Annotated in this window: 16 protein-coding genes; 6 read left to right on the top strand and 10 right to left on the bottom strand. The window is 37.0% G+C overall.

Features of this window, described 5'->3' with window-relative positions:
- Positions 1 to 9 precede the first annotated feature (9 nt).
- From RBR53_05115 to RBR53_05095, 5 genes are all read right to left on the bottom strand, one after another.
- The gene (locus tag RBR53_05115) at positions 10 to 1485 is read right to left on the bottom strand and encodes an acyl-CoA carboxylase subunit beta (GenBank protein MDY0132032.1); all 1476 of its coding nucleotides are present in this window, start codon (positions 1483 to 1485) and stop codon (positions 10 to 12) included.
- Positions 1486 to 2096: 611 nt separating this feature from the next.
- Positions 2097 to 2603 carry a shikimate kinase gene (locus RBR53_05110; GenBank protein ID MDY0132031.1) on the bottom strand — a complete coding sequence of 169 codons (507 nt, stop codon included), beginning with the start codon at positions 2601 to 2603 and terminating at the stop codon, positions 2097 to 2099.
- Positions 2604 to 2758: 155 nt separating this feature from the next.
- Positions 2759 to 3973, bottom strand: a complete 1215-nt coding sequence (locus RBR53_05105; GenBank protein MDY0132030.1) for an L-serine ammonia-lyase — start codon at positions 3971 to 3973, stop codon at positions 2759 to 2761.
- 92 nt (positions 3974 to 4065) lie between these two features.
- Positions 4066 to 5217: an epoxide hydrolase gene (locus RBR53_05100; GenBank protein MDY0132029.1), complete on the bottom strand. Its 1152-nt coding sequence runs from the start codon at positions 5215 to 5217 to the stop codon at positions 4066 to 4068.
- A 298-nt stretch (positions 5218 to 5515) separates the two neighbouring features.
- The gene (locus RBR53_05095; GenBank protein MDY0132028.1) at positions 5516 to 6898 is read right to left on the bottom strand and encodes a sodium/glutamate symporter; all 1383 of its coding nucleotides are present in this window, start codon (positions 6896 to 6898) and stop codon (positions 5516 to 5518) included.
- Between the two features lie 634 nt (positions 6899 to 7532).
- Between RBR53_05095 and RBR53_05090 the strand changes: the two genes are divergently transcribed.
- From RBR53_05090 to RBR53_05075, 4 genes are all read left to right on the top strand, one after another.
- Complete coding sequence (locus tag RBR53_05090) at positions 7533 to 9089, top strand: sigma 54-interacting transcriptional regulator (GenBank protein ID MDY0132027.1); 1557 nt, start codon at positions 7533 to 7535, stop codon at positions 9087 to 9089.
- 620 nt (positions 9090 to 9709) lie between these two features.
- Positions 9710 to 11206, top strand: a complete 1497-nt coding sequence (locus RBR53_05085) for an aldehyde dehydrogenase (protein MDY0132026.1) — start codon at positions 9710 to 9712, stop codon at positions 11204 to 11206.
- A gap of 310 nt (positions 11207 to 11516) precedes the next feature.
- A complete protein-coding gene (wrbA, locus tag RBR53_05080; protein MDY0132025.1) occupies positions 11517 to 12128 on the top strand; it encodes an NAD(P)H:quinone oxidoreductase in 612 nt (203 codons plus the stop codon).
- Between the two features lie 126 nt (positions 12129 to 12254).
- Positions 12255 to 12968 carry an enoyl-CoA hydratase gene (locus RBR53_05075; GenBank protein MDY0132024.1) on the top strand — a complete coding sequence of 238 codons (714 nt, stop codon included), beginning with the start codon at positions 12255 to 12257 and terminating at the stop codon, positions 12966 to 12968.
- A 40-nt stretch (positions 12969 to 13008) separates the two neighbouring features.
- Here RBR53_05075 and RBR53_05070 read toward each other — a convergent pair whose 3' ends face one another.
- The gene (locus RBR53_05070) at positions 13009 to 13737 is read right to left on the bottom strand and encodes a 4'-phosphopantetheinyl transferase superfamily protein (protein MDY0132023.1); all 729 of its coding nucleotides are present in this window, start codon (positions 13735 to 13737) and stop codon (positions 13009 to 13011) included.
- 107 nt (positions 13738 to 13844) lie between these two features.
- On the opposite strand from RBR53_05070, the gene RBR53_05065 reads away from it, so the two are divergent.
- Entirely contained in the window at positions 13845 to 14477 is a 633-nt protein-coding gene (locus tag RBR53_05065; protein MDY0132022.1) for an outer membrane lipoprotein carrier protein LolA, read from the top strand.
- Between the two features lie 17 nt (positions 14478 to 14494).
- Positions 14495 to 15388: a quinolinate synthase NadA gene (gene nadA / locus RBR53_05060; protein MDY0132021.1), complete on the top strand. Its 894-nt coding sequence runs from the start codon at positions 14495 to 14497 to the stop codon at positions 15386 to 15388.
- Positions 15389 to 15431: 43 nt separating this feature from the next.
- Here the strand turns inward: nadA and RBR53_05055 are convergent, their stop codons facing one another.
- From RBR53_05055 to radA, 4 genes are all read right to left on the bottom strand, one after another.
- A complete protein-coding gene (locus tag RBR53_05055) occupies positions 15432 to 17351 on the bottom strand; it encodes a S8 family serine peptidase (protein ID MDY0132020.1) in 1920 nt (639 codons plus the stop codon).
- 3 nt (positions 17352 to 17354) lie between these two features.
- Positions 17355 to 18092 (bottom strand): YebC/PmpR family DNA-binding transcriptional regulator, encoded by a 738-nt coding sequence (locus RBR53_05050; protein ID MDY0132019.1) that lies wholly within the window; start codon positions 18090 to 18092, stop codon positions 17355 to 17357.
- A 175-nt stretch (positions 18093 to 18267) separates the two neighbouring features.
- On the bottom strand, positions 18268 to 18873 hold the full coding sequence (locus tag RBR53_05045; GenBank protein MDY0132018.1) for an RlmE family RNA methyltransferase: 606 nt from the start codon (positions 18871 to 18873) through the stop codon (positions 18268 to 18270).
- A 4-nt stretch (positions 18874 to 18877) separates the two neighbouring features.
- Positions 18878 to 20254 carry a DNA repair protein RadA gene (gene radA, locus RBR53_05040; protein ID MDY0132017.1) on the bottom strand — a complete coding sequence of 459 codons (1377 nt, stop codon included), beginning with the start codon at positions 20252 to 20254 and terminating at the stop codon, positions 18878 to 18880.
- Between the last annotated feature and the right edge of the window lie 15 nt (positions 20255 to 20269).

Raw genomic sequence — 20269 nt, 5'->3', positions numbered from 1 at the left:
TTTTTTCTCCTATAAAGGCATATTTCCATGTTTTTTATCTGGAAACTCTGCTTTTTTTGAGGAAATAAAAGTCAAGGATTCATAAATTACAGCCCTTGTTTCAAAAGGCCTTATCACTGAATCTATATATCCTCTTGAAGCTGCTGTATAGGGATTTGAGAATTTCTCCCTATAATCTTCAACCAGTCTTTTTTTAAGCAAATCCCGATCTTGAGAATTTTCAAGGGCTTTTCTATGGATGATTTCAACTGCACCTGAAGCGCCCATAACTGCAATTTCAGCTTTTGGCCAAGAAAACACCAAATCTGCTCCAAGATGCCTTGAAGACATTGCTATATATGCTCCCCCATAGGCTTTTCTTGTTATAAGCAAAATTTTTCCTACACTTGCCTCTGAGTAACTCCACAAAATTTTTGCCCCATGACGAATTATCCCTCCAAATTCCTGATCTTTACCCGGAAGAAAACCTGGAACATCTGCAATTGTTAAAATAGGAATATTAAATGCATCGCAAAAACGGATAAACCTTGAAGCTTTGTCTGAAGCATCTATATCAAGACACCCGGCAAGATAGTCTGGCTGATTGGCAACTACACCAACACAATTTCCTCCAATTCTCAAAAAACCAATGATAATATTTCTTGCAAAATCCTTTGAAACTTCAAAAAAACTATCTCTGTCAGCAATTTCTTTAATAATTTTTTTCATATCATAGGGAAAGGAATCGTTGTCAGGAATAATTGACTCAAGTGAAATTGTTTCTCTGAAAGGATCATCAATTATCTCGTTTAAAGGAGCTCCTGAAAAATTGTTTGGAGGAAGATAATCAAGAAGTTTTTTTATTTCCTCAATACATTCAATATCAGAGTCACAGGCAAAATGAGATACTCCTGACACTCTTGTATGGGTATCTGCTCCTCCAAGCTCTTCAGCACTTATAACTTCTCCGGTAACAGACTTAATTACATCAGGGCCTGTAATAAACATATATGATGATTTTTTAACCATAAATATAAAGTCCATAAGTGCTGGAGAGTAAACAGCCCCCCCTGCAGTGGGACCCATAATGGCGCAAATTTGTGGAATAACTCCTGATGCTCTGGTATTTCTGTAAAAAATCTCACCATATCCTGCTAGTGCATCAACACCTTCCTGGATTCTTGCACCGCCTGAATCATGAAACCCCACCACAGGATTGCCAGTTGAAACAGCAAGATCAAGGACTTTGCATATTTTTTTTGCATGCATTTCTCCAAGAGAACCGCCCTTTGATTTAAAATCCTGGGCATAGGCAAAAACTTTTTTCCCGTTTACAAGACCAAAACCTGTAAGAACTCCATCATAGGGTATGGACTCTTTTTCCATTCCAAAGTTTGTGCACCTATGGGATACATAAACATCAATTTCTCTAAAAGTTCCCTTGTCAAAAAAACAATCCAAACGCTGAATTGCTGTAAGTTTTAATTTTTGGGAGTTATCACTCATTATAATTCTTTCCATTACAAACTTTTTTCTATCTAAACCAATTGCTTGTATTTTTAAAAGAGTTACTCTCATTTATCTTTAATAAAGATAAAAACCATTAATAATTTCAGAGCATTTATTAAGTTGTCAGTTTTTTTATTCTTATAACAATTTTTTTACAAATAAAACACAGATGCTATTAAAACCAGCTAATATATAATTTCAACTCAACTTTACCAGGAATAATTCTAAGTTCTATCCCAGACAAAACAAACAATAACATAATTTCTAATCTTTTTAAAAATTGAATCAATAATATCATTAAGATATTTTATTTTTCTTAAAAAAATCCATTGAAATCCAGATTGTTGTTTTTAAGGTCTCAATAAATATTATATTTAAAAGTTGTTAGCATTAATGTCTGGATAGGTTTCCAAAGGATTTGGGTCAACACCATAGACCCTTTTAGATATTTTTGGTGGAATGATTAAAACTCTAGAAAAAAATTTCACAGACTTAAAACTTCTTATTTACCATTGTCTTGGAAATTTCTCATAAAAAACAAATTTTACTAAAGATAAGTTAACCAGCACTGGGACTGGAAGAAAGGTTTTTTATCTATTAAAACAAGATTATTTATCAATACAAATTGTGCTGATGATCGAATTCATAACATCTTCTGGCCTTCCCAAAGATGAATCAATTTTAAAATCTGCCCATTTTTCATACAAAGAGACCCTTTCTTCATAAATATCTTTTATTGTCTGCCCTTTTTTATAAACCACTCCCCTTTGGTTAAGATCTGAAAGCCTTTTGGAAACCACATCCATTGAAGTTTCAAGATAAACTATTTTACCAGTGGATTTTAGATGTTTCATCGCCTTTGTACTCAAAACCACACTTCCCCCTGTAGCAATCACACAACCATTTAAGTTTATGCTTGAAACAACCTCTTCTTCTATCCTACAAAAACCTTCAAGCCCAAATTCATTTATAAGCTCAAAAAGCATTTTCCCTTTTTTCTGCTGAATAAGAATATCTGTATCCAAAAAATTCATATTCATATGTTTTGCAAGAATAACACCTACACTACTTTTCCCTGCAGCAGGCATCCCTATAAGAGAAATATTGTTTTCCATTTAATTACCTTTCATTTCAGTCTTTCCAACTGCCTAGTAACTATAAAAGATTATAATTGATTATGAAAAATCTAAAAAATATAATATTTAATGTTTTCTTTTATCACTTACAAAGTGCCTGCTGATTCAGTTCCAAAATAAAACCTGTTCATAATTTAGGTGGTTCCAGATCTATCTTTGTTTTTTCGTTTTTTATACATCCCGGCAAGCCCGCCTACTGATGTCTCCCTGTATAAACTTGGCAAATCATGACCAGTCTTCTTCATAACTGAGACAACTTCATCAAAAGAAATCAGATGGGTTCCATCCGACAAAATGGACATTTTAGCAATAGATAATGCTCGAGTAGCGGCACAAGCATTTCTTTCAATGCAGGGAATCTGAACAAGGCCCTTAACTGGATCACAAGTCAATCCCAAATGGTGTTCAAGGCCCATTTCAGCAGCATACTCAATCTGGTTAAGAGAACCTCCTAAAAGCTGACATGCAGCAGCAGCAGCCATGGCACAGGCCGAACCTACCTCACCTTGACAGCCCACCTCAGCACCTGAAATCGAAGCATTTTTTTTGATGACATTGCCAAAGACCCCTGCTGTAGCAAGTGCCTTGATAATATCCAAATCTGTAAACTTCCTTTTATTCTGCATATAATACAAAACAGCAGGGAGTATCCCGCAGGAACCACAGGTGGGTGCAGTCACAATCGTCCCCCCGCCTGCATTTTCCTCGGAAACAGCCAGAGCATAAGAGGTTATTAAACCAGTTTCCTGCATATCTTCCGCAGAAGACCGAGTTCTTTGGTGAAAAAGCCAAGCCCTTCGCCCTAATCCCAAGGAACCTGGTAAAACTCCGTGAGAACTCAATCCTTTTTTAACAGAAGCTTTCATAGCATTCCAAACGGACTCCAAGTGAAAAAAAAACACCTCATTATCATGTTCTGCTACATATTCCCAATAGGTGATTCCTCTTTGAGCACAATGCTCCATTATATCCAGGAGGTTTTCATGGGGATAAAACGACTTTGTTGTTAAACCAATGTCCTCGGGAACTCGAACACTGCCTCCGCCCACACTGAAATAGACCTGTGATCCTAACAAAGCCCCAGACAAGGAAAAAGCTTCAAATTTCATCCCATTAGGATGCTCTGGCAAGCTAAAATCAGGCCGCCATACAAGGCTCATTTTTTCCCGGCCAAAAACTTCATATAAAGCCACATCCGTCAAGTGGCCTTTACCGGTTGCTGCAAGGCTGCCATACAAGGTCACACGATAACGATAAGCTCTAGGGTAGCAGTCTAAAAACCGTTCTCCGGCAAATCTTGGCCCCATGGTATGGCTTGATGAAGGACCAAGCCCTATACGATAAAGCATTTTAAGGCTCTCCATTAGAATCCTTCTCCTAAAAAATTCACAGAAAACATATTGGTTTTATATGTCATTTTAATCAACCCTTTACAAAAAAATTATCGAAAAGAGCGGGCAAATTCAACAATGTCATTAACCATTTTTTCAGATTCCTCCAAGAAAGCAAAATGCCCACCACTGGAAAAACAAGTCCAACGCTGAATATTATAAAGGCGTTCAAAATATGAGCGAGGAGGCCAAGGAAAGCTTTCCGCCGGGAATATAGCTGCGGCCGTGGGAACATCTACCCTGGGCCGCTCTTTGGTCCCCAGAATTCGTCCCCCCTCTTCCCTACGTCCATAATATATCCAGATTGAAGTATTAAAAGTCTTAGTCACAAGGTAAACCATGATATTTGTCAATATACTATCTTTAGAGTGGACGCTCTCCAAATTATCCCCATCAATATCAGACCAGGCGTGAAACTTTTCAACTATCCAAGCTGCCACCCCAACTGGACTATCCATCATTGCATAACTCAAGGTCTGGGGCTTGGTGGCCTGCTGAATCCTATAACCATCTTGGAGAACTATTCTAGGAAGGGTTTCACAGGATTTTACCCAGGCCTCTTCCTCAGGAGTTTGAGGACCATCAACGTGTCTCATGGTAGGAAAATTGATATGAATGGCTTTGCAATGTTTAAAATGATCATAGCCCAGCCAGCTAGAAATAGCACTACCCCAATCACCACCACAAGCATAATAGGAGTCATAATTTAGAACATCTACCATTAGTTCATTTAAGACCCTAGCCATGGCCCTAGGACCATAAGGCCTGGGAGGACGGCCGGAAAAACCAAAACCTGGTAAAGATGGAACAATTACATCAAAAGCATCTTCTACTTTGCCTCCAAACCGTTCAGGGTGGGCCAATTTCTCAATAATTCCAAGGCTTTCAACAAAAGACCCCGGCCATCCGTGGCTGATCAGTAAAGGCATAGGATTATCGCCGCTTCCCTTTTCCAAAATATAATGCATCTCAATACCATCAACCTGGGCTTTAAAATGCTCAAACCTATTCATCTGTTCTTCATGTTTTTTCCAATCATAACTCTCAACCCAATAGGAAGATAATTCTTTCATATAGTTGAGGTTTGTACCATAATCCCAGCCACCGTCATCTATCATTTCATGCCAGGGAAAATCTGCAACGCGCTGACGAATTGATTCAATAATTTCATTTGGGACATTAATTTTAAAAGTCTTCACCATAAAGCACTTCCTTTGACGGCATTTTGGTCTCAGATTAAAAGCAAATCCAACACTAACTCACCTTTTCCATAATCAACTAAAAATACCAGATAAAGCTGGTGTTTTAGCAAATCAACAAAGATCTACATCTATCATTTATATAGGAGTAAACTTTAACTCTGTATCCCAAAAGCCGTACGAACTATTAAATGTTTATAAAGTTGCAGGCTGACAGTCCACTGGAAGGAATCAGCCTGCAAAAATTAACGTTAAGAAAAATTAATTAAAAGTACACCGCCTAATGGAAGCAAATAGCAAGCTACCATTGCCGCTTACCCACAAATTTAAAAGCAAACAAAGCAATAGGCATGATGACAAGATAGGCAAGAAAAATTGGCAACATCAAAGAGCCTTCTGTAGGAACAAAGGGCAGACTCAGATAAACAAACTGAATCATTGGCAAAATAAACACGTTCATTATTGCAAGCTCAACAGCGGCCGGTGACTTAAAGTGAGGATCAACTATACGAAGAAGCAATAAACCTGAAGCAACAGTCCCTGTGTAACATCCTAGAATAGCAAGACCCCTTTCAAACCCATACTCGGGCATACGGCGGGAAAACCACAAAATAAGAAAATAAGTCAAAAGAGCAGCCACTACAACTGTTACAAGAAAGGGTAGCAAAATAGCATTGATATCACTCATGGAAATGCCCATGAACACAGCACAAATCATATAATCTATGGTACTGCTGGTAATCCGCCTAATAGTTGAATTATCAATAACATGAATCTTGTCAATTTTAGCAAGCACCTTCCGGGTAAGTAATCCTGCAATCATTCCCCAGGTATATAAAAGACCAAAACCAAGTCCATTTATCCCTTTAGGCAGCTGGACCGACCAACCTAGGGCAAACATATAGCCCATCGCATAAAGAGCACCCATAACTGCAAGATGAAAGGCAAAGCTATCAATATTTGATGGATGAGTTGTTGTCCTGGCACATTCGACAGCCTCTCCTTTGCCCATCATTCCTTTCAGAAAACTAGGGGAAATTTCCTTGGAAGTTGGCTCAGTAATCCAGCCTTTCTTAACTCCCAAGTTGGCAAGAGGAATCCCAAGACAAATGGCACACAAAAAGCCCATGGCACCAAATGCAAGCCCAACGCTGCCAGAACCTTGGATACCATAGGTGCTTTCCCAAATACTACCAAAAGCCTGGGCAGCTCCGGGTGACTGAGAAAACCCCGAAGACACAAGATAGCCAAATCCAGTAAAAAACTCTCCTCCCTTAACAGCCTTTGCTAACTCAAAGATACTTTTTCCTGCTATCCCCTGCACTGCATAAACCAAGCAATACATAAATGCCATCCAGAGTGCACCGTTTCGTATCCACTTGGATTTTGTTCCACCCGTAATTTTGCTCTGTTGCATCAAACCTACACCAACAAAACCAAAGGCAAACAAATGATAAACCATTACGCCAAAAACCTTTGAAGGAATGGGCATCCAACCTTCGGGTGTCGGCATGCCTATAAGCCCTGTATTTAACAGAACAAACCCCACAAGCCCACCTATCAAAGATGAGGGAACCAATGCCTTTTGAAGAAAAGAAATCTTGCTTCTCAGGAAAGCACCACAAACAAGCAAAATACTAATCCATATCAATGCCCCCACGTAGGGGTAAAATGTAGCTGACAAAACAACCTCCTTTTCAGTTCAAAGGTATTACTTGCCTTTGATTTTTGATTTACTTGCCTTTAACTTTTTGATTTAATAAAAACTAATTTAACCAGTGCCTCAAACCTTAAAAATAAGGCAGCAGGCTTTTCATAATGCTTTGACAATATAGACAGTAGCAAAAAGGAGGCCAAAACTTCTTAAAAGCTTTCTTGTTAAATAACCCCTTGTTTTTTAACGATTAACTGATACCAACAACCAAACTTTAAAATTTCACACAACTGATTTATAGCCAAGCAAGTGCAAAGCCGCACTTGCTTTTAAAAAAAAACATACTTATTTTAGCATGTTAAGTTGCTGTGCAAACTTGCACAAAATGCAAAATTAAACAAAAATGGAGATCTATCAAAATCATCCCAGGGCAAACTCATTATACTTCTGGAGCCAGGATTGAAAATTCAACCCATCGCCTAATCCCCATATATAAGGAGACATGCCTTGTTAAACTGCAACTTTCAAAATCACAAAACCAAAAATTGCTTTTTTCAGAGCCTCATAGTTTATTGACAACACACTTAATGCCTGTTAATCTAATTAAAATAACAATTTACAATTAAGCTAAAATTTTATAAATATAGGATTGTCACATCAAACAATGCCAATACAAACTATTTCCGACCAAGCCCAAACAACTCCAAATGCAGCTTCAACTGAAGTGAACAAAAAAAAATACGAGGTCGATTATTTTCAAAAAAATTACGGCCATCTTTTCAATGGAATAGATCCGATTTTAAACGTATTGCATGAGGGAATATGTATTAGTGATGCCAAGGGAACAATCCTGAAGATGAACCCTATGTACGAGCGACTATCAGGTTTATCGCCTGAAAAGCTACTCGGGAAAAAAGTAAGCTTTCTAAACGGTAAAGATGGAGTTTTTGATTCGGCTGAGCCCCATGCCTGGCTGGTGGAACAAAAAAAAGGAATTTTCAAAGGGGCTGTCAGCCCTGTGATCCTTAAAGCAAAACGACCGGCAAGCTCCATTCAGCAGACCAGCGGTGGAAGAAAGAATCTATTACACGGATACCCAATTCTTGATGCTAAGGGGAATGTTGAACTTGTTATCACCTTTATCCGGGATATCAGCCACTTAACGCTTTTCAAAGAACAGCTTGAGTATCACAAAGACATCTTCAAAAAATTCTGGTCAAACCTACGAAACAACAGCTCCGAGAATTCTGCACCAGAAGCTATTATTATTGAAAGCCCGGTCATGAAGAAACTAATGAATCGGCTCCAAAAAGTTGCTAAAACCGAGGCTCCTATTTTAATTTTAGGAGATACTGGGGTAGGCAAAGGGGAAATGGCAAGGCAAATACACGCCCAAAGCAATCGTTCTGAGAACACTTTTTTTTGCGTTGATTGCACAAGCATTCCGGAAAACCTTATTGAGTCGGAACTTTTCGGATATGCCCCGGGGGCATTTTCAGGTGCAAAGCGGGAGGGAAAACCCGGATATTTTGACATTGCTGTTGGTGGAACAATCTTTCTGGATGAAATCGGAGAATTACCCTTAACCATGCAGGCCAAATTTCTTAGGGTACTTCAGGATCAGGAAGTCATGCAAATAGGAGGGGTTGAACCAAAAAAAATTGATACAAGGATCATTGCAGCAACCAATATCGATCTTGAAGAAGCCGTTGCCAAAGGCAAGTTTCGTAAAGATCTCTATTATCGCCTCCAAATAAGTGTACTAGAAATCCCATCTTTAAAAGAAAGAAAAGAAGATATTCAACCCCTTGCTCATCATTTCCTCCAATTGTACAATCTCAAATACCACAAACAATTTTATTTTTCAGACGAGGCCATGGAACTTCTTTTAAAACACTCCTGGCCAGGGAATGTCCGTGAGCTGCAAAACATGATCCAGGGAATAGTAATTACCCAGGAAAAAGAAATCATAACCCCTATGGATCTACCAAGAATAATGCCCCATAAAACCAGATCTTTTCCAGGATCATACTCGCTGACTAAAAATCAACCAGAAAAACCACTTAAGCAGATCATGGAAGACATTGAGTTAGAAATTCTCCACCAGGCTATGAAAAAACACAAATCAACCGAAAAAGTTGCTCAGTTTTTTCAGGTGCACAGGACAACCATTTCACGCAAACTCAAGGGCAGAAAAAAACTCAACAGCAAAAATAGCTAAAGAGATCTTTTAAAACAATTGAGACAATGATTAATACAACAATTTTTAGAAAAATACACAATATAGAGGCACAACCCTGAGTTAAACCAATGATTTTTTTCCACTTCCCTTTTTTTACCAGCTTGCCTTTTAAATGGCCAGCCCTTGCAAAGCTTTTGTATTTAAATTTTTTTTGTGCTAAATGAATTTTAATGCTGACTATTTTATATATACAAAATTAAACTGGGAGTTCTTCCAGCACAAGATGCCATTTTGATACAAAATATTAATATCAACAACAAGACCATAAGCATATTCCCTTAAGTATTATACCAGCAGACTTTCGAGTAACTTTGCACATGTGCACTTCCGCACTACAAGCTAAACCCTTGAAACAACTCAATTATTCAACACCGCAGATGCATGAGTGCATTTTTTAAACATTCACGGCAAATCAGCAGTTACGACTCGTCCACCTATTAAGCCATTAAAATCAACACTTTATGAAAACTTCAAGCTCCCAACAAGTCATGGCATATTTATTGCAAAACAATTGTTAATGTATAATTTTTTGGTATTTAGTCCACATAATTTTTCAAGACTATATCCACTAAACAATCAAACTATTACAGGAGACTACAATGACTTACGCTGATCCTCTCTCAAAAGAGACTGTTTTTGCCCAAGCCAAATCGAAAAATCTCATCGCTAAAGCACTTATTCCTAACAGAGTTAGTGCTGAAAGCAACTTTCTAACAGCTCTAAACCCTTTTGATAATAGCATAATAGGCTATGTAGAGAGCTGTAACAATGAAATCGTAAACGAGGCAGTTGCTGTTGCCCGGGAAACATTTGAATCTGGGGTCTGGTCATCATTGTCACCAAGTGAACGTAAAACAGTGATGCAGAAATGGGCTGCCTTAATTGAAGTACATAAATATGAGTTGGCTGCATTGGATTGTGTTGATGTTGGTAAACCAATCAAAGAATGCTTGGCTGCAGACATCACCGATGCCATTAATACAATAGCTTGGTACGGCGAAGCAGCAGATAAAATATTTGGAAAAGTATCACCCACTTCCGGAGAACACCTAGGATTGGTTGTTAAAGAACCCATCGGAGTTGTTGGGGCAGTTCTCCCTTGGAATTTTCCATCTGCAACATTTTCCTGGAAAGTTGCTCCAGCTTTGGCCGCAGGCAACTCTGTAGTTGTAAAACCAGCCGAACAAACTTCATTTGGTGCTTACCGCTTAGTTCAGTTAGCTCATCAAGCAGGCATCCCTGAGGGAGCTTTGCTGCTGGTTACCGGCTTAGGCCTAGAAACAGGCAAGCCAATTGGTTTACATAATGATATTGATGTGGTGTCCTTTACTGGATCAACCGAAGTAGGTCGTTATTTCCTTAAATATTCAGCACAAAGCAATCTAAAGGAGATCGTTCTTGAATGTGGTGGAAAAAGCCCTCAAATCATTTTCCCAGACACTTATTCCATCGATGAAATTGTCAATGAAGTACTTAATGCCGCTTTTTACAACATGGGGGAAAACTGTAGTTGCGGATCTAGACTTATTGTTCACAAAAGCATTAAAGAAAAACTTTTAAAAGCAATGATAGACAAATTGCCTGAATGGAAAGTCGGTGATCCAAGCGATATGTCTGTATTCTTAGGGCCCATGATAGAAGAAGCACATTTCCAAAAAGTCATGTCTCACATTGAAAAGGCCAAAGCAGAAGGTGCCAATCTTATCTATGGAGGGAAAGCATTGCCTCTTGGTGCAGGTAAATGCATAGAACCTACCATATTTGACGATGTCACACCTGAAATGACCCTTTTTAAAGAAGAGATATTTGGCCCAGTACTCGCCATAACAACCTTTGACACCGAAGAGGAGGCAATTGCCCTGGCCAACAACACCAACTACGGTCTGGCAGCCTCGATTTACACCTCAGATATACGCCGTGCCCACCGTGTATCAAAAGCAATAAAAGCAGGAACCGTTTCAGTGAACTGTTTCTCTGAAGGTGACCAGAGCACACCGTTTGGAGGCCATAAGGAATCTGGGTTTGGTGGTCAAGATAAAGGCTTAGAAGCATTTGAACAATATGTTTCCACAAAGACAATCTGGTATGCCAATTAGTGTTTGATTAACCTATCCCTTCAATTACCTAATTACGCTGAGAAAAAAATCTTCTCAGCGTAAAAAACTAAATATACTTAAAAACCCAGCCCACTTACTCAAAACAAAACCGCAAAAAAGATTTCCATTCTCTATTGTAGAAATAAGCCAAATTTCAATAAGCCAGGCATTTGGAATAAATAAAACTAAACTTAACTTTAAGCAAGCCCTCGGTATTCTGGTAAAAAAGAGGACATTATGGTAAACTTCTCTATACTAAACTTAGATTTATATATACAGTTTTTGTCAACTCAACTCTAAGGAGAAAAAAATGAAAGTATTAATTGTTTACTATTCAATGTATGACCACATCCATAAATTGGCAAACGCAGTAGCTGAAGGGGCAGGTTCTATAGAAAATGTGGAAGTAGCACTCAGAAGAGTTCCAGAAACTTTGCCTAAAGAGGTGTTAGAATCAATGGGAGCGATTGAAGCCCAGAAACCACAGGCAGATATACCTGTATGCACTGTTGATGAGCTAGGAGAAGCCGATGCAATTATTTTTGGAACTCCAACCCGCTTTGGTAATATGTGCGGACAGATGAGGCAGTTTCTTGATAGCACTGGACAATTATGGGCCAATGGAACCTTGGTCGGGAAGGTGGGAAGTGTGTTCACCAGCTCAAATACCCAGCACGGGGGACAGGAATCAACAATTCTTAGTTTTCACACAACCCTATTACACCATGGAATGGTGATTGTCGGCCTGCCCTATACTTTCAAAGGACAGATGACAACAGACGAAATAAGCGGTTGCTCTCCATACGGTGCTTCTACCATAGCCGGTGCTGATGGAAGTCGTACTCCCAGCGAAAACGAGCTTTCTGGAGCACGTTTCCAGGGTGAACACGTTGCAAGGATAACAAAAAAACTCACAGCATAAGTAAAATTGCTCCAACAAACGAATCTGGACAGATCCTTATAAAAAACCAACCAAAGATCTCTTCAGTTCTTTTGTTGAGCAAGCCAGCCATTTTTAATGAGCTTTTCAACCTCAAGAAAGGAAATTATGCAAGAAACTGTAAAATTTTCGGTAAATAACAATATAGGAACAATTACGCTTAACAGGCCCGAGAGAAAAAATGCAATCAATCAAAGCCTTTTAACAGAGCTTTATAAGAGCATAAACAAAATTGCTCAAGATGATGAAATAAAAGTTGGGATTATTACAGGAAACGGAGATTCTTTCTGTTCTGGAATAGATCTTAAAGCTCTAGAGCAGGGAGAAAACCTTTTTGATCCCCTTGGAGATAAAAAGGGAATGGTTGAAATTTTCAATGCCTGCAAAAAGCCTGTTATAGGAGCTGTAAACGGATATGCAATAACCGGAGGATTTGAAATAGCACTTAATTGTGACTTTCTCATTGCTTCTGAAAATGCTTTTTTCAAAGACAGCCATTCACTGGTTGGAATTCACCCTGGATGGGGAATGAGCCAGCTGCTTCCCCAGGCTGTTGGAATAAGAATGGCAAAACAAATATCAATGACCTGTGAGCCTGTATCAGCACAAAAAGCTCTTGAATGCGGACTTGTCAACGAAGTTGTTTCAAAAAACGATCTTATGAAAAGGGCAGTAGAAATTGCCGAAATGATAGCCGGAGTAAATCAGAATATAATGCTTCAGATAAAAGAACTTTTTGAAAAAAGAAATTCTTTGTCCTTTGAACAATGTTTAAAAGAAGAAGAAAAAGGATTTGAAAACTTCCTTGCCTTGTTTTCATAATTTGATTTTATAAAATGTATAGCCTGAATATACTTTAAATTCAGGTTATACAAACAGCAGCAAAATAATTTTTTTGGGGAGAAAACAAATATACAAAACCTTTTGGGTTCCCATTTTCTAACGGCCCAGAAATTTCTAAAAACTTATTTTCAGCTAAACTCTCTTTTATATAAAAAGACTGAATTTTTTTCCCAATTCCATCCCCCAAAGCTTTCACATATGCTTCCTTAGCAGTCCAGTATTTGAAAAAGCCACCTTTTCTCATCTCTTTTGGAAGAGTTTTTAAAACAGCTGATTCTTTAGGGTGAAAATATTTTTCTCCTATGGCCATATAATTTTCAGTTTTAAAATTATATTCAAGATCAACCCCTATGCTTTCCCGCTTTGAAAAGCCTATTAAGATAAGCTCGTTTGAGTGGGAAAGATTAAAAGACAAATCCCTTGAACCAAGAAAAGGCTTTCCCTTTGGATTGTATTCAAAATTTAAATCCCCAGGAGATTTTAACAAATAAGCCCCGCAAAGAATCCTTAAACAGGCTCTTGAGAAACAGGCCCTTAACCTGTCAGCTTCAAATTTAAACTTTAATGACTTTTCCAGTTCATCCTTTGAAAGAATTTTTTCATAAAAATTAAGATGGGGTTTTAAAGAGGTTATATTAATCTGCCAAAGATGAATCCCGTTCAAATCTGGAACAGACTCTCCTGATTTTTCAAACCTTAAACAATTTATTTTTGGAAATTCGTTTTTTATAATTAATTTATGGCTCATCTCAAAGAATACGTTTACACATTATTTTAATTTTTATAACATAACAGGTTTGATTTTCAGTTTAATGAGAGTTTAACCAAAAAGCCATAAAAAAACGGAGATAAAGAATGAATAAATTTAAATATATTTTTTTTATAGTTTTTTTAATTCCCTCAATCTGTCTTGCCCAGTCTAAAGATCTGCTTATAAAAAAAATTGAACAAAGGTATGCTAACAAATCCTTTCAGGCTGATTTTTTCCAGCAGTCAATTTTAAAAGCACTTGATATCAAACAAGCTGCCGGAGGATATGTAATTTTTTCCCATCCAGGCAAAATGTACTGGAAATATAATTTCCCAGACAGCCAAGAGATAATAACAGATTCTAAAACAGTGTGGATTTATTCCCACGAGGACAATCAGGTTACAAAAGCTCTGGCAGGAGATTATTTTAAGGAAGGAAACGGAGGCTCATTTCTTTCAAATATAAATTCCATGGACAAAAACTATGATATAAAAACAAAGGAGCTGGAAGAAACAGAAAAACAATTGTTAGTTCTTACACCTTTTAATAAAAGGGCAATTGCTGAAATTGAAATTATAGTATTAAAGGAAAATGGAAAAATTATTTCTGTAAAAACAACAAACCAAAGCAGTGATGAAACTGTTCTTATTTTTAAAAACGAAAAGTTTTTAACTGAAATTGATGAAACTATTTTCAAGTTTACCCCTCCTGAAAACGCAAGCATTACAAATTTTTAAATACAGGAAAAATTAAAATGAAGGAAAAAATTAAAAAACTTGCTAAAGAGAAAAATGCAATCATCCTTGCACACAATTATCAACCTCCTGAAATCCAGGATCTTGCAGATCTTTGCGGAGACTCACTTGAGCTGAGCATCAGGGCATCAAAAACAGATGCAGACATAATAATATTTTGCGGAGTTCATTTTATGGCTGAAACTGCAAAAATCCTTTCTCCCAAGAAAAAAGTATTTCTTCCAAATCCTCAATCAGGATGCCCAATGGCAGACATGATAACTCCTGAAGCTCTTCTTAAAAGAAAAGAAGAACTTTCCGGAATTCCTGTTGTTACTTATGTAAATTCTTCCGCAGCTGTAAAAGCAATTTCAGATGTTTGCTGTACTTCTGCAAACGTAGTTAAAATTGTACAAAACCTTGATTCAAAAGAAGTTTTAATGACACCTGACAAAAATCTTGCCCTGTATGCAGCAAAATACACAGATAAAAAAATCCATCTTTGGGAAGGATATTGTCCTTTTCACAATGAAATGAAAAAAGATGATGCCTTAAAGGTCAAGAAAAAATATCCAGAAGCTCTTTTCATTGCCCATCCCGAATGTCCTCCTGAAACCCTTGAAGTCGCAGATGAAATTGCAAGTACTTCAGGAATGATAAAAATTGCAAAAAATTCAGATAAAAAAGAATTTATAATAGCAACTGAAACAGGACATATTTATCCCTTGCAAAAAGCTTGTCCTGACAAAATCTTTCATATTGGATCTGAAAAAATCTATTGTCCTGATATGAAAAAAATAACTCCTGAAATGGTTTTAAAATCTCTTGAAACAGGTTTTGGTGAAATTGATGTTCCTGAAGATATAAGAATAAAAGCTCTTGGAAGTGTTGAAAAAATGCTTAATGCAAAATAAATTTACAATAACCGGGAAACCTTTAAAGGTTTCCCTTTTTTTATTATGGATACGACAAGTCAATGATTTCTGCCTGAACCTGAGAATTTTCATAAACAACTTCTATTGTTTTACTAATTTCCCCAATCCCGTTAAATTTATTGTCGTTATTCAGATCTATACCTGCCTCTATTATGTAACTGCCTGAAGCTGAAACTTTAAACATATATGAAAAAGTTCCAGCAGCAATTTTAGCCAAACTCAAAGGTCTGATAATATTATTTGAAGAGTCTTTAAGTAACACTTTTACTGAGGAATATGATGTAAAATCATTCAAAGCATAAACAGACTTTTTTGCATCTATCAAACCATAGCCATATTTATTATCAAAGACTGGCTCTCCCAAATCATCAGTCATCTTTCCTTGAGAAATCATGTTGAAAATATCTTCTGAATCAAGATTTTTATTTATTGATTTCATAAGAGCAATCACACCTGAAACATGGGGAGTTGCCATTGAAGTTCCTGTCATTCCAGCATAGTCATGAGGTTCTGGACCCACCGGGCCTTTAATTGACAAAGAATCACCTCCTGGAGCAGCAAGGGTTACAAAACTTCCATAATTTGAATACGAGGCTATTTCCTTCTTAGAATCCACTGCAGAAACACAAATAACATTTGAATAACCACCTGGATAATAGACAATTTTCTTACCTTCATTTCCTGAAGCACTTAGAAGAATTACACCCTCTTCTACTGCAGCATCGCAGGCGTTTTTTTCAGTTTTTGAATACCCCTCTCCTCCAAAACTCATATTGATTATATCTGCATTTTTGGAAGGAAGTTTTTCGCTGGAATTTGGAAGTCCTGCAGCAAATATTATTCCATTGGCAATGTTTTCTGAAGTTACTTCTTTATCAACAATTCTTACAGGCATTATAAAAACTTCAGGGCTTACTCCGCAACCTCCTTTATAATTGTCCATGGAAGCTCCAATTATGCCGGCAACATGGGTTCCATGATATCCAATCCCTTCTATTGCAACACCTGGATCTAAAGTGTTTTCATCCCCGTCTAAAAAATTATATCCTTTTATAAGTCTTGAAGCTGGGATCTCTTCATGCTGAACAATTCCTGTATCCAAAACCGCAACCACAATTTCGCCACCCCTTGAAATATCCCAGGCATCAGGAGCGTTTATAAGATCAAGATTCCACAAATTATAATAATTATAATCATTGGGAATATAATTGGGCTTTCTTATAAAATTTGGCTCTGAATATTCAATATCAGGGTTTTCATTAAGCTGGTTTATAAAATTGATAGTTTCCTCTTTCAAATCAGTTTTAGAAGACAGTGCCAATGGTTTTTTACCCCAAATTTTATATACACTAAAAGATTGGTAATCTTTTTTAAGCTGAAGATTATCAAAAACATCAGTTGAACGGCCAAGAATTGTTTTTGAATCATTTTTAAATTTTACAATCACTTCCCCTGGAACAAAATCAAAATCTGCTGATAATCTGTTCTTTCCGGTTTTTTTAATTTTAATAAAATAATTTCCCGAGCTGTTCTTTGCTCTGACCTGAATATAATATTTGCCTGGGCCTAAAAATTTAAAAGAATCGAAACTACAAAGATTGAGAGGGTCTTTTCCAATAAGAGCATCAAAATTTTGCTCTGAATTTATGCTTAAACTTAGCTCTTTATCAGAATAAAAAACAAACCAGTCTTCTTTATCAGACGAATCCACATAGCCTGATAAGGTTGAATCAGGAGTGATATACTGGGCTCTATTAGATGAATTGTTAAGTCCTTGTCCAGAATCTTTCAAGTCAAAATCAACAAAGGCATTGCCTGAAAGTTTGACAATGCCTTTGATATATTTTTCTGTTTCAGAATTGTTGTTTTTATCTGAGCTTCCTGAGTTGGAACAAGAATAAAAAAAAATTAAAAAGATTAAGAAAAGATAGTTTTTTTTCATAATCTACTCATAAAAAGAGTCCGGTATATCTGCGTTATTATAAACGTTTTGAACATCATCACAGTCTTCAAGTCCGTCAATAAGCTTGATCATATTTTCAGCATCACTGCCGTCTAGTTCTATTTCATTTTGGGGTATCATGGTTATTTCAGCCAATTCATATTTAATTTCAGCTTGATCAATTGCATTTTTTACAGATTCAAAATCCTGGGCCTGGGAATAAATTTCAAAAGAATCATCCTGCTCTTCAATATCTTCAGCACCTGCTTCAAGAGCAATTTCCATAAGTTTTTCTTCATCTATTCCTTCTTTGGCCATAATTATAAAGCCTTTTTTTTCAAATATCCAGTCCACACAACCGTTTTCACCTAAATTTCCTCCAAACTTTGCAAACAGATGCCTTACTTCAGCAACTGAACGATTTTTATTGTCTGTAAGGCATTCAACAAGCACAGCAGCACCACCAGGTCCGTAGCCTTCGTACCTTATATCTTCATAATTAACTCCCTCAAGATCTCCTGTGCCTTTTTTTACAGCTCTTTCTATATTGTCTTTAGGCATATTAGCCGCTTTTGCAGCATCAACAGCAGTACGAAGCCTGGGGTTTGACTCAAGTTCTCCTCCGCCGATTTTAGCGGCTACAGTTATTTCTTTGATAAGCTTGGTAAAAATCTTACCTCTTTTAGCATCTTCTCTTCCTTTTTTGTGCTTGATATTTGCCCATTTACTATGGCCTGCCATATCTTCTATCCTTTCAAATAATAATTATATTTCTTTTTAAGTTTTGAATTCAAAAAAACGAATCAACTTACTCTTATTATAAATTATAGTAAAGATTTATTTTAACTCATAAAACAACCTTTTTATACATTTAAATAAAGGTTAAAATTAACCCTGAATATTTTGTAATCAAATTTTATTTTCTGCCCATTCCAACTATATAAACTTCCTTTGAATTTTTTCTGCAGGCCTTGGGTTTAAAAATTTTCCTTTTATCAAACTCCTGAAGAACTTGCCTTGCAAAATTATCAAAATCAGGGCCCTGAAAAATTTTTGTAATAAAAACCCCTCCCTGCTCTAAAAGGGACTGGCAAAGATACAAAGCCGATTCGCAAAGAGCAGCTGATTTTACAGAATCAGCGAATTTAACACCTGTTGTGTCAGGAGCCATATCACTCATCAAAACATTATAAGGCCCAAAAGAACTTAAAAAATCTATGGTTTCTTTTTCAAAAATATCTCCTTGAAAAAACTTTACATTTTCAGGAAGCAAAATTTCAATCTCTTTTAAATCAACCCCTAGAACACTCCCGCTTTTTCCTGTCTTTTCAGCTGCAAACTTAAGCCAGGATCCTGGAGCACAGCCAAGATCCAAGATATTTTGCCCTTTTTTAAAAAATTTAAATTTTTCATTAATTTCTTTTAATTTATATACAGACCTTGCAGGATAATTTTCCTTTTTTGCAAGCTGAGTATAAAAATCATCATCCCACTTATTTGTCTTTTTCTTTTTTTTTGCCATTTGTTTAGTTTCCCTGCTCTGAAGAAAAAATCAAATCCATTGCTTTTGTAAGGTTTGGAACCGAAAATATTTCTATCCCCTTAAAGCCCTTTGACGAAAGGCTGTTTTCAGGAACAACAAATTTTTTAAATCCAAGTTTTTTTGCCTCAATAATTCTTTTTTCAAGGTTGGTAACTCCCCTAAGCTCTCCTGTAAGCCCTATTTCTCCAAGAACTATCATATCTTCTGGAATTGGAAGATCAAAAAAACTTGAAGCCACAGCTGAAGCCACAGCAAGATCTGAAGCAGGTTCTGAAACCCTTACCCCACCTGCTGCATTTACAAAAACATCATGATCTGAAAAATGAATCCCCACTTTTTTTTCCATTACAGCAATTATTAAAGCAAGTCGATTTTGCTCCACACCAACAACAGTTCTTCTTGGAGGCCCCCCAAAACCTGAGTTTGACACAAGACCTTGAATTTCAATTAAAATAGGCCTTGTTCCTTCCATGGTCGCAGTCACAGATGAACCTGCAGTATTTACAGGCCGTTCTGAAAGAAAAACTCCTGAAGGGTTGGAAATTCCAAAAAGCCCTCTTTCCTTCATTTCAAAAAGCCCGATTTCATTTGTTGACCCAAACCTGTTTTTTACAGCCCTTAAAATTCTATATACATTTCCAGAATCACCTTCAAAATATAAAACAGTATCAACCATATGTTCCAAAACTCTTGGCCCTGCAATTGTTCCTTCCTTTGTAACATGACCTACAAGAAAAGTAGGAATTCCTTCTTTTTTTGCAAAACCCATAAATCTTACTGCAGCCTCTCTTACCTGGGAAACGCTTCCCGGAGCTGAACCAAGATCTTCAGAATAAAGGGTTTGAACAGAGTCAATTATCAATACATCGGGTTTCATTTCAACGGCACAGGCAACAACAATTTCAAGCCCTGTTTCTGTTAATACCAAAATTTTATTTGATGATTCAAGCCGTTCGCTTCTTAATTTTATCTGGCTGGCTGATTCCTCACCTGAAACATAAAGTACCTTTTTTCCAAGAGAAGCAAGAGAAGAGGCCATTTGAAGCATAAGGGTTGATTTGCCTATTCCAGGATCCCCTCCAATAAGAACAAGGCTTCCAGGCACCACTCCGCCGCCAAGAACCCTGTCAAACTCTTCAATTCTTGTTCCAATTCTTGACTCACTGTCAGATTCAACTGAAGAAAGAACAATAGGTTTTCTTGTTTTAAGCCTGTTTTTAGTTCCGGGTCTTAATTTTTTTTCAACTTCTTCAACAAAACTGTCCCAGCTTCCGCAGTCAGGGCATTTGCCCAGCCATTTTAAAGATCTGCTGCCACAGTTTGAACAAATATAAAGTATTTTTTCTTTTTTAGGAGCCAAATTTCACACTCTGAT

It is taken from the genome of Desulforegulaceae bacterium, assembly GCA_034006035.1.
Classification (GTDB): domain Bacteria; phylum Desulfobacterota; class Desulfobacteria; order Desulfobacterales; family JACKCP01; genus JACKCP01.
Note: the sequence above shows the minus strand (reverse complement) of the source record. Positions and strands in the feature narration are given on the sequence as shown.